Source organism: Nonomuraea sp. KM88, from assembly GCF_052245635.1.
Classification (GTDB): domain Bacteria; phylum Actinomycetota; class Actinomycetes; order Streptosporangiales; family Streptosporangiaceae; genus Nonomuraea.
The window spans coordinates 136,030-148,889 of sequence record NZ_JBQQCC010000008.1 but is presented as its reverse complement, the minus strand read 5'-3'; the positions used below and the strand labels follow the sequence as shown (position 1 = coordinate 148,889).

Genomic DNA, 12,860 nt, shown 5'->3' with positions numbered 1-12,860 from the left:
TTGCCCTGTCGGGTCGGCGGAGGGGGCCTACCGGGGGGCGTCGAGAGCGAACGGGATGTTCCGCCAGGGGCTGCCGGGATCCTGGGTGAGGATGCGGTGCGGGGTGAGCGCGGAGCCGTACATGTGGCCGAACGCCTCGTCGTCGAAGCGCAGCACCCGACCCAGGACGTAGCCGGCGGAGAACGACTCCCACGTCTCGTACACCTGCCGGGTCAGCTCGCCGGCCTTGGTCACGACCTGCTCCACCTCGAACGGCTCGGCGAAGCGGGCACTCAGCCCCCAGCGCGCGAAGTTCACCGCCCGGCCGAAGTCGTAGCCGAGTGCCGAGGTCACGTACCCGTCGGGCGGCAGGATGCCGTCGGCGCGGAACCGGTCCTCGTAGCGGGCGATCCGCCCGATCAGCTGCATCATGGCGTCGATGCCGGGCGGGCCCATGCCCTTCTGGGCGAGCACGCCGGCCGCCGCCTGCTGCCACATCGACGGGTCGCGGTGCGAGCCCGGGTACTGCCGGGCCAGATCGCTTCTCACCTGGAGCAGGAACTCCGGCTCGACCGGGCTGTTGCGTCCCTCCAGCAGGGCGGTGACCTGCGTGTGCCAGCCGCCGCGGTCGGTGACGCCCCAGGACTCGCGCAGGGTCTCGACGTCGCCCTCGTAGTGGGTGTAGACGTCGCCGATCTCGTTCCAGATGACCCCGTTGTGCACCGCGAGGTGCCCGCCGCAGGCCAGCCCGTGGGCCAGCGGCCCGTGCAGGGGGCCGGTGTACCTGGTGAGCAGCTGGTCGGCGTCGTGCCCGCGCTTCGGGACGCTCTTCTTGAGCGACTTCCAGTGCCGGCGTTGGCGCTTGGCGTCGTTGAAGTACGCACCCGACGGGCTCCCCGGGTTGACCAGCAGCCCCTGCAGCTCGCCGCCCCACCACTCCTCGGGAGGGAAGGGCAGGCCGACCTCGCAGGCGACGGCGTCGTGCCGTCTCGGGGGCAGCTCGCCCCGGGTGTAGACGACCAGGCAGTCCTTGCCCTCGGGCCCCTGCTCCGTCAGCCAGTTGACGACCAGCTTGCGGCTGTCGACGCGGTCTTTAGGCTTGTAGGAGAACGTGTCGACGCCCAGCAGGACACTCACGTACGCGTCCCAGTCACCGCGCGACTTGGCTTCGAACAGTGCTCGCTCGACGTCGGTCGGCGGCACCCAGGGCGGCCCCTGGCCCTGCGGGTTGTTGATCGGCATTTCCATGGAGGCTGACCTTAGTGAACAAACTCCACGTAAAGGGGCGAAATCACAGGTCCCTCTCGGTGTTCCGGAGCTCGGCCGGCAGCTCGTCCTGCCCGGCGATCACGTCGGTGAGGATCCGGCGTGCCGAGCGCATCAGCTCGGCCACGTCTCCGCTGCTCAGGTCATAGACGGCGGTGGCGCCCCTCCGGGTCGCCGCGGGGGCCCGGAGGGCGTCAGGCCTTTCGGCCGACGCCGCCGTAGAGCCACTTCGTGGCCTGCGGGGCAGGGTCGGAGGGGTCCGGGTGCCAGTTGTCGATGGTCACCAGCCCGGGCTCGACCAGGTCGAAGCCGTCGAAGAAGCGGGCGATCTCCCCGTGCCCGCGGAAGAAGATCGGCGTCGGCGTCCTGGCGTAGACGGCCTCGATCTGGGCGACCGCCTCCGGCGAGTGGGCCTCGGTGGTGACGTGGGTGGCCGTGAGGTGGCTGCCGGCCGGCAGGGCGTCGTGCAGCTGGCGCATGATAGGGCCGCGTTCGTCCAGGGTGAGGAAGTGCACCATGGCGATCATGAGGACGCCGACCGGCTCGTTGAAGTCGATGAGCTTGACCGTCTCGGGGTGGCCGAACACGTCGGCGGGGCGGCGCATGTCGGCGGCGGCCACGCTGGTGTTGTCGTCGGTGGCCAGGAGCGCGCGGCCGTGCTGCAGCACCACCGGGTCGTTGTCGACGTAGACCACGCGGGAGTCGGGGGCGATCTCCTGGGCGATCTGGTGGGTGTTGCCCACGGTCGGCAGGCCGGAGCCGATGTCGATGAACTGCCGGATGCCGTTGCGGGCCATGTAGCGCACGGCGCGGCGCAGGAAAGCGCGGTTCTCCTGGGCGAGCTGGCGGATCTCGGGCATCGCCTTCTCGACCTGCCGCACGGCCTCCCGGTCGATCTCGAAGTTGTCCTTTCCTCCGAGGTAGTAGTCATACATCCGGGCGACGCTCGGCCTGGTGACGTCGATGCTCGTCGGTGCGTTAGGCCTCTGCTCCACCATTTCCCCGACCTCCACGGTAGATCATTTCTTACTCAAGTTAGCGCAGTAGAGCAGGTCGGGGTGTAAAGAAGGCGTCATTCGACACCGAACCCGCCAAAGACCCCGGATGGTGCGATCGTTCGCCGACGGTCACGGGGCGCCGCGGCCACGGCGCCCCGTGTGGCGGTCGTGTCGTACCGGTGCAGGGTCCTGGCAGGGCTGGGGTGGCGCTACGGGAGGGTGACGTACTCGTCGAGGAAGCTCCGGGCCGTGGGGGTGTCCAGGCGGTAGTCGTAGTTGGTGCCACGGCAGGCGTCGTCGGCGCCGCTGATCGAGGTGGCGACGAGGAGGTGCGACTCGGGACCGCCGAGGAAGTTCGGGCCGCCGGAGTCACCGAAGCACGTGCTGCCGTCGCCTTCGGCCTTCAGTGACAGGTCGAGCCACCGGCGCGAGAGGTTCTTGAAGGAGATGGTGGCCTGGTTGCGGGTGTCCGGGTAGTGGAACTGCGGGGCGTCCTTCTTCTTCCTGGTGGGGTTCAGCGAGCCGTAGCCGACGGGGGTGAAGGCCGACTTCTGCAGCTTGCCCTCGACTTCGAGCTCGTCGAGCATCCCCTCGCGGGGGAGCTGGGCGGGCTTGATGCCCGGGATGGGCTTGTCGAAGAGGACCACGGCCATGTCGTGCAGGGCTGATTCGTCCTTGAAGCGGGGATCCGGCACGTAACGCCCGGTGTAGTACGCGGTCCCGGGCTGGTAGCGGTCGGCGAAGGTGACCCTGGCGGTCTTCTGCCCGCGCTCCCCGCAGTGGGCGGCGGTGAGGAAGACGGTGGGCGCGATGAGCGTACCGGTGCAGTAGGCCCATGAGCCGTCGGGGTGCGCCTTCTTCGCGATGAGAGCGCCGACTTCGGGGTGTGCGTTTCCGTCGGCGACGCCGTTGGTGATGGCTGCTGCCGGCGCTGAAGGGCTCATCATCAGGACAGCAAAAATCATGATAAAAAGGACGAAACGCATTAAATGAGTATAAACACCCCTGTCCTCTCCATGAAGATGAGGGAAAAAGATCTACTCATGCCGTTTCCGGCCCGGATCCGGAGCGGATCCAGGCCGGGAACGCCCTTCAGAGCGCGTTGGTGTTCTGGGCGGCGCGGTAGACGGCCATCGCCTCGTCGCCGAAGAACGGGCCGAACATGAAGTCCGGGGCGAAGTTGTACTTGAAGCTGTTGACGGAGTTCAGCCAGCCCAGCCCCGTGGACTCGTCGAACCCCTGGAACCACGGGCCGCCGCTGGCACCCCCGGTCATGTTGCAGCGCAGCCCCAGGTCGCGCGTCTGGACGGTGTCGTTGAACGACCGCCCGCTGCAGTAGATCAGCTCGGAGCCGTCGAACGGCTCCGCGGCCGGATACCCGAACGAGAACATCTGCCGGATCCGCGGCTGGTTGAACGCCACCCCCTGCCCGCCCACGACGTCGGTCAGCGTCCGGTCCTGCAGCGGCGCGACCACGGCGGCGCCGACGTCGAAATTGATGTCCTCGCGCGCGTTCCACTGCTGGGTGGTCAGCAACCTGCTGGCCACCCAGGTGCCGAACGGCCGCTGCCCCTCATCGAAGGCCGGGACGAACGCCCAGTTGCGGTGGAACTGGCCGTTCAGCTTCACGCAGTGCCCCGCGGTCATCACCACGCTCTCGTTCGCGCTGGTCACGGCCGTGCCGGAGCAGGAGGAGTTCTGGCCGTCGGCGGTGGTGAAGAAGACCCGGCCGGTGGTGCGCACCACCGCGCCCGCGTCGGTCCACCGCAGGCCGGGGCTGTTGGGCACCGCGGCCTGCCGCCTGACGGCCGAGGTGGCGCCCGTGTCACGGGACGGGGTGGTGGAGGAGCCGGGCGTGGTCCACGAACCGCGGTTGTCGCGGGTGGCCGAGGTGCCGCGGGCCGACCAGGGGTTGCCCCGGGAGGGCTGCTCCGACCGGGCGGTGTGCCGCGGCGCGGGCGACGACAGCGGCTGTGCCGCGAGCATGCGCTGCCGGGTCCAGTACTGCGAGACGGTCCTGCGTTCCGACCACGAGTCCGTGGCCGACCACCTGACGGGCCCGTCGCGGTCAGGGCCGCTCAGGGCGCCGGCCTGCGCGGCTCCCGCGGGCGCCAGGACGCCGGTCACGACCGCGGCGGCGGAGAGCAGGGCGACTCTGCGGTGCATTACGTACCTCCCGAAAACCGGAATCTGCCGATTGGAGGTACGCATGGCGACATCCATGTCGCTCAAGGCATGCGCAGATTGATATGGCGGCGCTACAGCACGGAACGGCCACGAGACCGTGCGTCACCGCTCGCGGTGCGCCGCCTCCTGGAGTGAGCGCCGGTGCTCGGCGAGCAGCCGCCCGTTGTGCCGGATCTGGACCGCCTCGTACGGGCAGAGCTGCCGCGTCACGTAAGTCCTGGCGATCGCGTCCGCGTCGGCCCGGCCGACCCCCCAGCCGACCGTGTTCCATTGCGCGTGGCCGTCGTCTCCCGTGGTGTCCAGGACGACGATCTCGAAGAGCTGGCCGGTGGGCGGAGGCGTGCAGGCGGTATGCCCGCGATATTCCTCGCGTGGCCGGTGCGGGACAGTCACGCCACTCCTTTCCGCCGGGACGAAGCCGGCAGCGATCTCAGGGCTGGGCGAACACGGGCATGCCCTGGCCCCTCGGGCGTAAACATGGCAAGAGATCTGGCTGGTAACGGTAACGGGCGATTCGCGGCGAACGCCCCGGGTAGGAGCGCGGCGGCTGACCAGCATCGCCCCGGCAGGGGCGGCGCGAAGGACCGTTCCCCCCTGGCAGGACGAGGGAGAACGATGTGACCAGCTTCACGCCCGGCGACCAGCCGCCGGCCCCATAGCCGACCATGAGCCTGTCGGACTGGGAGCGAAGGGCCCTGGCCGAGATGGAGCAGGAGCTCCGCCGGGAGGACCCTCCATTCGCGCACCGCATCGACGCGCTCAACGCGTCGCCGTGCCGCCTGAGCCCGCAGCGGTTCGCCTGCCAGGTGTCCGCGTGCGAGGTCGTGTGCGTGTTCCTCACCGTGGTCGTGCTTGTCGGGCTGTGCGTGCTGGTCATCCTCACCGCGGGCACTCGCCAGGCCCCGCCGCCGTCCCGGATCGGCGGGCCCGGCATGGCCACCGGCCAGCCGGTCGCACCGCCGGGCGCCCGCGCGGGAACGCCGCAGCCCGCCGCCCCGCCCTGACCGTGAGCGGGTGCGCGCCCCGGCCAGGCGGGCGCCAGGCCGGGCGTGGCCGCGCAGGCCGGGTGGAGCGTCCGGCGGGCGCATGCGGGTGGAGCGTCAGGCGGGCTGGTAGTCGCGCATGTAGCGGGCCACCTTGGTGGTGTAGTCGCGCCACTTCGGCGGCACGCCGTTCGCCTGCTTCAGCGGGGCGACGCCGCTGCGGTAGAGGGCGGCGAGCTTCAGCGCGGGATCGCCGGGGATCTTCGTGACCTGAGGGCCGAGCCGGCACATGAACCGCCCCATGGAGACGATCGACAGCTCGGGGCTGAACGGCGGTGACGGCTCGGGACGCTGGAGACCTCCAGGCTGCCAGTGCCACAACACCGCGGGGGTCCACCGGGCGATGCCGTACTCGTCGTTGGCCTTGTCGGACAGGTCGGGGTCGAAACCGGACTCCGCCTTGAGCATCGCGGCGATGAGCGCCGGGCTCAGGCCGGGCAACTCGCAGTAGGTGCCGGCCTGCACGATCAGCCCGCGGTATTCGTCGGGGATGTCGGAGCCGGTGCGCAGGTGGCCGCCGGTCGTGTCGCCGGTCGACGAAGCGGTGGACGACGTGGCCGGCGAGCCGGCCGTCGTGCTCGGCTCGGGTGGCGGATCGACGGGCGGCGACGCGGTCAGCGCCACGGCCGTCACGGTCGCGGCGGCCACGACGACTCCGGTGCCGGCGACGATCGCCGTACGCCGCCCCGGCCGCCGCGGGCCCTCGTGCGCCTTCTCCTCGGGCGGTTCGCCGTCGTCAGCCGGAGCGGGCACGGGGAGGGGCTCGGGAACGGTGGACGACCTCAGGGCCGCGCCGAACGCGGCGGCGTCGGGCCAGCGGACCTCCCGGTCGGGATCCAGGGCCCGCATCACCGCGACGTCGACCACCTCCGACACCTCGGAGTTCAGCGCGCCGGGCGGCACCCGGTGCTCCGGCTTGGCGGGCACCTTCCCGGTGAGCATGTGGTACGCCAGCGCGCCCAGCCCGTGCACGTCGGCGCGCGCGTCCGGAGCCCCGTCGAAGTAGAGCTGCTCGGGGGCCTGGTAGCCGGGCGATCCCGCGGGCAGTGTCAGCCCGCTCAGATGGTCGGTCGACCGCGCGATGCCGAGATCGGCTACCATCACCCGCTCACCGCCCTCGGGACGGGAGCAGAACAGCACGTTCGACGGCTTCAGATCGCGGTGGACGACCCCGATGCTGTGGAGCACGGCCACGCCCTGGCAGATGTCCCGCATCACGCCGAGCGCCTCGTCGACGGGGAGCGGGCGGCTGGCCAGGCGCTCCGCCAGGGTGCCGCGGTCGGCGTACGTCATCACGAAGTAGGGCCGGCCGTCGTCGAGTTCGCCGATGTCGAAGACCTGCACCAGCAGGTGGGAGTCGGCCCTGCGCAGCAGGCGCGCCTCCTGCAGGAAGCGCTCGCGCACGTCGGTCTTGCGGGCCCAGTTGTCCGCCAGGATCTTGACCGCCACGGGCGAGCGCAACTCGTCGTCGTGCGCCAGATGCACGGAGGCGAAACCCCCGACGCCGATGAGCTGCTCGATCCGGTAGCGACCTGCGTGGGATGGCGCCGTCATTCGGCTCATCATGGCCGATGGGCACGGGGTTCGTCCACGTCACCTCGCAGCTGACAGGTTTACCCGATCTGAGGTGGCGTCCAGGATCGGGTTGCAACACCGAAACGGGGAGGAATGCACCATGATTGTTCGACGGGCCGCGATCGCGGGGGTCTTCACCCTGGGCCTCCTGGCCGCCGTCGCACCCGCCGCGCAGGCCGCTGGGGACGGCAGCCCGTGCGGCAAGGCGTACAAGCACGGCACCTACAAGGTCCAGAACTGCCCTGACTGGTCGCCGAGCGGGAGCATCCCGGTCTACAAGTCGGCGAAGAAGGGCACGGTCGTCGGGTACATCAATCCGGCGGGCAACGACTGGTATCTGTGCGAGAAGGTCGGCGCCCGCTACGAGCTCGGCCGCTACCACAACTACTGGTGGGCGGCCACCATGGCCGACAACAACCGGTGGGGCTACGTGAACGAGGTCTATTTCCGCGGGGGCGGAAACGACGAGCCCGACGCGGGCCTGCGCACCTGCCGCGGCCCCGGCGGCAAGCCGTTGCCTGAGTGACGTGACCTCGACACCCCCATCCGATCCCGAGTAAGGTCCCCCCGATGCACAGCACGATCCTGATCCAGATGGCGGCCACGCCGACCGACGACCGGCCGTACTCTCTGGAGCTCGGGCCGGGCGAGCAGGCGTTCTTCGGGCGCGGCACACCGGGCTCGCCGGTGGACATCGTGCTGGACGATCCCGCGGTCTCCCGCCGCGCCGGCAAGATCGTCGCGGTGGGGGACTACTGGCTGCTGTCCAACCTCAGCACGTCGAAGACGTACGTCGTGGAGAACCCCGAGGGTGGCGGGGAGTTCGTGAAGGTGCAGCCGGGACGCGTGGGGGCGCCGATCTCGTTCGAGTTCTCCCGGGTGAGCCTGCCCGCGGTCGACGGCACGGTGTCGTTCCTGGTCTTCGCGCCGCAGCACGTGCACGTGCCGCCGGGAGGCGCCGACGGCGGCGCGGCCACGCAGGTGGCCTACCCCCTCGACCAGAACGCCAAATACTTCCGCATCCTCGTGGCGTTGTGCGAGCCGCGCCTGCGCGACCCGTCGACCTCGCGCATCCCGACCATCCCCGAGATCGCCGAACGGCTCCCCGACCTGGGTCTGAGCCGCACCGCCATCGGCTTTCACATCGGCTATCTGGCGGAGAAGAAACTGCACGTCAAGAGCCCGCAGGGCGGCGACGGGAAGGCCGACTGGCAGCGCCACGCGCTGGTCTCGCTGGCCCTGAGGTTCGACCTGGTGACCAGCGAGCATCTCGCCCTGCTTCCTGTGCCCCGCCGCTGAACGAAGGGCGGCTGATGGGGGATCATCGGATCCATGGAGATCTGGATCAATCCCGCCTGTTCCAAGTGCCGTTCGGCGCTGTCGATCCTGGACGCCGAGGCCGCCTCGTACACCGTGCGCCGCTATCTCGACGATCCTCCGACGGAGAGCGAGATCCGCGAGGTGCTGGCCAGGCTCGGCCTCGAACCGTGGGACATCACCCGCACGGGCGAGCCCGTCGCCGACCGGCTCGGCATGGCCTCGTGGCCGCGCGAGCCCGGCGACCGTGACCGCTGGATCGGCGCGCTGGCCGCGAACCCTGTCCTGATCCAGCGCCCGATCATCACGGCCGACGACGGGAGCGCCGTGATCGGGCGTACCGAAGAGGCCGTGAGGTCCGTGACACGGCGAAGCGACGAAGCCTGACGGCGCTCCGCCGGGAGCGGGGTTCCTGTGAGCTTGCTGGCAGGAACGACCTGGGGCGATGCGGTGGAAAAGTATCCTGACTGATGGGTTTCGCCAGGAAGGTGGCGTAATGTAATGCGCCGTCCGCCACCCCGAGCCGACTGTCAGAGGAGCACCACGCGCATGTCCGACAATCGTCCCGGCCTCCCGCACCCCCCGGAAGATCTGGTGCCGGACGGCGGTGTGCGGCGCGTGCGCGGCAACGACTACCGCGTTCTGCAGCCGCAGGAGCAATTCACCCCCGAGCTGCGGGTCAGCGTGATCATCCCGGCCTACGGCGCCCAGGACAAGCTCGACCTGGTGTTACAGGGCCTGTCGCGGCAGACGTACCCGGCCGCGCTGACGGAGATCATCGTCGTCGACAACGGCACCTCGCCCCCGCTGCGCCTGCCCGGGGGCACGGCGGCCCGCCTGACCGTCTGCGACAAGCCGGGCCGGGCCTGCGCCCGCAACGCGGGGCTCGCCGAGGCCACCGGCGACGTGATCTTCTGGCTCGACTCCGACGTGGTGCTGACGCCGGGCGCGATCGAGGCTCACATGCGCTGGCACCACACCGCTCCCTACCTCTCGGTGACCAGCTACATCAGGTTCACCGAGGCCCCGCTGCCCGAGGTGCTGCCCGACGACCTGGAGGCGGCGTTCGAGCCGGCCGCGCCGCACGCCTGGCTCGTCGGCCTGGTGGAGCGCACCGACGGGCTGACCACCAACTCGCCGCGCCCGTTCAGCCTCCACGTCGGCGGCGCCACCTCGGTCAACGCCGGCCTCGTCCAGGCGGCCGGGCCCATGGACGACGACCTGATCGTCGGCCAGGACACCGAGATGGGCTTCCGCCTCCACCAGGCGGGAGCGGTGTTCGTCCCCGAGCCGCGGGCCCGCGCCTACCACCTCGGGCCGACCATGCGGATGCGGCAGCAGAAGAGCATCGACCGGGTCAGCCACGCGTTCGTCGCCGACCGCATCCCGGCCTACCAGTGGCTGCGCACGCACCCCGCGCGGGAGTGGCAGGTGCCCTACGTGACCACCGTCGTCGACGGCACGGCCGGGTACGAAGCCGTCCGCGCCAGCGTGGACGCGCTGCTCGCGTCGACCGTCGTGGACCTGTCCGTCGTCGTGGTCGGCCCGTGGGACACGCTCGACCGCGACCGCCGCGCCCCGCTCAACGACCCCAACCTCGACCTGGTGCTGGTTCACGGCCACTACGAGCACGAGAGCCGGGTGCGCCTGGCGACCGCGGAAGAGGTCGACCCGCGCGTCCCGTTCGTGCTGCGCCTGCCGGCGGGCTGGGCGCCCGGCGAGGACAGCGTGGCCGTGCTGCTCGACCTGGCCCGCGTCGAAGGGCTCGGCCTGATCGAGGTGATGCTCGACGAGCCGGCCGGCGACGCGGTGCCGGCCAGGCTGGAGCGCGTGTCCGCGTTCGCCCGCGCCCGGCTCGTCGCCCGGGAGGGAGAGCCGCTCGACGCCGCCGTGCAGGCCGTGTCGGGCGTACAGCGGGTCGAGGGCGACAAGCACGGCTTCACCCGCGAGCCCGGCGAGCTGCCCGGGCGGCGCAGCGCGTACAAGGCCAGGCTCCAGGCCAAGGCAGAGGCGGCTCGGCTGGCCAGGGAGTCGGAGCGGCTGCGCGCGCAGGTCACCAAGTGGCGGGACGAGGCCGCGCGCTGGCGCAGGAGCACCGTGGAGTTGCGCCGCGAGGTCGGCACGCTGCGCCGCGAGCTCCACGCGGCCCAGAAGGCCCAGCGCGGCATGCGCACCACCCTGGCCGGCACCGTGAAACGGGCCCTGGGCAAGCGGCTGCGCGGCTGACCAGGCGGGTCCCCGGCTCCGGCTCAGGACCCGCAGGGGAGGCTGACTCTGAGGGTGGTCGGTCCGCCCTGAGGGCTGTCGAACGCGAACGTCCCGTCGTGCGCCTCCGTACGGCGCCGGATGCCGCTGATCCCCGACCCGCCGTTCTCGTCGGCCCCGCCCTTCCCGTCGTCGACGACCTCGACGTGCAGCAGGTCATCGTGGCGGCGCACCCGGATGTGCGCCCGCCGGGCCCCGCTGTGCTTGGCGACGTTGGTGAGTGCCTCGGCCACCACGAAGTAGGCTGTGGCCTCGACGGACATGGCGCACCTGACGGGAATGTCGGCATCGATCGTGCACGGCAGCGGGAAGGTCGTGGCCAGGCCGTCGAGCGCGTCGGCCAGCGACCGTTCGGCCAGCAGCGGCGGCAGGATGCTCCGCACGACCCCGCGCAGCTCGGTGAGCGCCTGCTCGGCGGCGCCCTGGGCCTGGTCGAGGATGTCCTCGGCGGCGGCCGGGTTGCGCGCCACGGCGCGGCGGGCCGCGCCGACCAGCACGTTGACGGCGACGAGCCGGTTCTGCGTGCCGTCGTGCAGCGACCGTTCGATCCGCCGCAGCTCTGTGGCGTGCGCGTCCAGCGCGGCGGCACGGGTCGCGGTCAGCTGCGCCACGCGCACGCCGAGGTCGGCGTCGGGATCGGGGGCGAGGAGCCGGCGTCCCGGCCAGGCCTGCAGCCACGCCATGGCCGGCGAGAAAATCATGGTGAGCGCGATCCACACCGGAGCCACCAGGACGATGGACAGGGCGCTGGGCACGTCGTCCACGGTCCAGAGCCCCAGGCCGCCGTCGGAGGCCTCGCCCGGCGGCAGCAGCCACCACCACGCCCAGAACGTGGCGTCCTGCAGGGCTTTGATGGGCAGGGTGAGGCCGACCGAGCCGAGGAACAGCCCGAGCGAGGCGTGGGCGACCACCCAGGCGAGTTCCCTGCGCACGGTCCGGTCGGCCAGCGCGGCGCGCAGGCCGTCGGGTAACGGCTCGGGGGTGATGAGCTCCTGGCCCCAGTCGGCGAGCCGGGAGCGCTCCCGATTCGCGACCGCGCGCAGCCCGTGCAGCGCGGCGGGCACCAGCAGCAACCCCACGCCGATCACGGACGTGAGCGCGGCGGCGACCAGCATCATGAGCGTCAACAGCGCCAGGACCCCCGTGCCGAGCCCGCCGATGAGGCGTTCGAGCGCGTCCAGGGTGGCCCGGCCACGGGCGAACACGCCCCGTCGAGCGGCAGGCCTCCTGCGGTTCCCGGCATCGCGGGTCGGCATCCGCATCTCCTCAACCAGACGACAGGCCCAGGCCGCGGGAGATCACTGCCAGGGACCACAGCAGGCTACACCTGTGCTTATCGCCCTGTTGATGGCTATGTCAGGGCATGTCAGGCGTTCATCAGCCGAGGAACGTGGCCACGGCGCTCACGAAGTAGCCGGCGTCGTCGAGCCACGGGAAGTGGCCGGCGCCGGGCTGGACGGTGAGCGTGGCGTTCTTGAACAGGCCGGCGTACCCGGTCATGGCGGGGAGGGGGGCGGCGACGTCCACCTCCCCGGCGAGCAGCAGGACCGGGCCCTCGAATGCGGCGAGCGCCGCGCGGGTGGCGGCGGGGTCGAAGGCCCCTTCGGCGCCGAACGCGGCCGCCGCCTCGTCGTTGCGCCGCTCCTCGTCGGCCGCGTGGTGAGCCTGGGCCGCCGCGTCCCACCGGCCGTAGGTGAACGGAGTGATGGCCTCCCAGTCGTCGGCCGTGGCCGTGCCCGCCGTGGCCGCCTCCAGGCCGGCGTACGCCCGCGCGAACCAGGGCTCGCCCGCCCGCAGCCGCGCGGTGTCGTGCCGCCACTCGCCGGCGATCTCGATGCCGACCGCCCGCGTGCTCGGCGTGATCAGCACGAGCCTGCCGGTGTGCTCGGGATGCCGGGCCGCGTACCGCACCGCGAGGTTCGCGCCCGCGGAGTGGCCGAGCAGGTCGATCCGGTCGAGCCCGAGGTGCAGGCGGAGGGCCTCGACGTCGTCGACGAGGCGGTCGCAGCGGTAGGCGGAGGTGTCCGCGGGCGTCTCGGACCCGCCGGCGCCCCGGGGATCCAGCATGACCAGGCGCTTGCGCCCGGACAGGCCGCCGAGCTCGCCGAGGCGGGCCGAGGGCAACATCGGGCCGCCAGGCAGGCAGATCAGCGGCGACCCGTCACCGTACACGTGGTAAGCGAGCACGGCGCCGTCATGCGAGGTCAGGGAAGGCATGATCCGGATCCTG

13 protein-coding genes are annotated in these 12,860 nt (G+C 71.4%); 5 read left to right on the top strand and 8 right to left on the bottom strand.

The features are described 5' to 3' along the window. Positions 1-27: 27 nt before the first annotated feature. The 5 genes from ACTWPV_RS24270 to ACTWPV_RS24250 all read right to left on the bottom strand — a co-directional run bounded on the left by ACTWPV_RS24270 (position 28) and on the right by ACTWPV_RS24250 (position 4,823). A complete protein-coding gene (locus ACTWPV_RS24270) occupies positions 28-1,227 on the bottom strand; it encodes a DUF1266 domain-containing protein (protein WP_443153533.1) in 1,200 nt (399 codons plus the stop codon). 212 nt (positions 1,228-1,439) lie between these two features. Further along, complete coding sequence (locus tag ACTWPV_RS24265) at positions 1,440-2,243, bottom strand: SAM-dependent methyltransferase (protein WP_443153532.1); 804 nt, start codon at positions 2,241-2,243, stop codon at positions 1,440-1,442. A gap of 209 nt (positions 2,244-2,452) precedes the next feature. Next, positions 2,453-3,208, bottom strand: coding sequence for a S1 family peptidase (locus ACTWPV_RS24260; protein WP_443153531.1), 756 nt, complete (start codon positions 3,206-3,208; stop codon positions 2,453-2,455). A 127-nt stretch (positions 3,209-3,335) separates the two neighbouring features. Further along, positions 3,336-4,409 (bottom strand): trypsin-like serine peptidase, encoded by a 1,074-nt coding sequence (locus tag ACTWPV_RS24255; RefSeq protein WP_443153530.1) that lies wholly within the window; start codon positions 4,407-4,409, stop codon positions 3,336-3,338. Between the two features lie 123 nt (positions 4,410-4,532). Continuing rightward, entirely contained in the window at positions 4,533-4,823 is a 291-nt protein-coding gene (locus ACTWPV_RS24250; RefSeq protein ID WP_443153529.1) for a hypothetical protein, read from the bottom strand. A 272-nt stretch (positions 4,824-5,095) separates the two neighbouring features. Between ACTWPV_RS24250 and ACTWPV_RS24245 the strand changes: the two genes are divergently transcribed. After that, positions 5,096-5,434, top strand: coding sequence for a DUF3040 domain-containing protein (locus tag ACTWPV_RS24245; protein ID WP_443153528.1), 339 nt, complete (start codon positions 5,096-5,098; stop codon positions 5,432-5,434). Between the two features lie 96 nt (positions 5,435-5,530). Here the strand turns inward: ACTWPV_RS24245 and ACTWPV_RS24240 are convergent, their stop codons facing one another. Beyond that, positions 5,531-7,027 (bottom strand): serine/threonine-protein kinase, encoded by a 1,497-nt coding sequence (locus ACTWPV_RS24240; protein ID WP_443153527.1) that lies wholly within the window; start codon positions 7,025-7,027, stop codon positions 5,531-5,533. Between the two features lie 121 nt (positions 7,028-7,148). On the opposite strand from ACTWPV_RS24240, the gene ACTWPV_RS24235 reads away from it, so the two are divergent. From ACTWPV_RS24235 to ACTWPV_RS24220, 4 genes are all read left to right on the top strand, one after another. Next, on the top strand, positions 7,149-7,574 hold the full coding sequence (locus ACTWPV_RS24235) for a hypothetical protein (RefSeq protein WP_443153526.1): 426 nt from the start codon (positions 7,149-7,151) through the stop codon (positions 7,572-7,574). Positions 7,575-7,618: 44 nt separating this feature from the next. Next, a complete protein-coding gene (locus tag ACTWPV_RS24230) occupies positions 7,619-8,347 on the top strand; it encodes an FHA domain-containing protein (RefSeq protein ID WP_347619813.1) in 729 nt (242 codons plus the stop codon). 33 nt (positions 8,348-8,380) lie between these two features. Then, a complete protein-coding gene (locus ACTWPV_RS24225; RefSeq protein ID WP_347647822.1) occupies positions 8,381-8,752 on the top strand; it encodes an arsenate reductase family protein in 372 nt (123 codons plus the stop codon). A gap of 162 nt (positions 8,753-8,914) precedes the next feature. Next, the gene (locus tag ACTWPV_RS24220) at positions 8,915-10,591 is read left to right on the top strand and encodes a glycosyltransferase (protein WP_443153525.1); all 1,677 of its coding nucleotides are present in this window, start codon (positions 8,915-8,917) and stop codon (positions 10,589-10,591) included. A gap of 23 nt (positions 10,592-10,614) precedes the next feature. Here ACTWPV_RS24220 and ACTWPV_RS24215 read toward each other — a convergent pair whose 3' ends face one another. Both ACTWPV_RS24215 and ACTWPV_RS24210 read right to left on the bottom strand, forming a co-directional pair. Continuing rightward, the gene (locus tag ACTWPV_RS24215) at positions 10,615-11,886 is read right to left on the bottom strand and encodes a sensor histidine kinase (protein WP_443153524.1); all 1,272 of its coding nucleotides are present in this window, start codon (positions 11,884-11,886) and stop codon (positions 10,615-10,617) included. A 121-nt stretch (positions 11,887-12,007) separates the two neighbouring features. Further along, entirely contained in the window at positions 12,008-12,847 is an 840-nt protein-coding gene (locus tag ACTWPV_RS24210; protein WP_443153523.1) for an alpha/beta fold hydrolase, read from the bottom strand. Between the last annotated feature and the right edge of the window lie 13 nt (positions 12,848-12,860).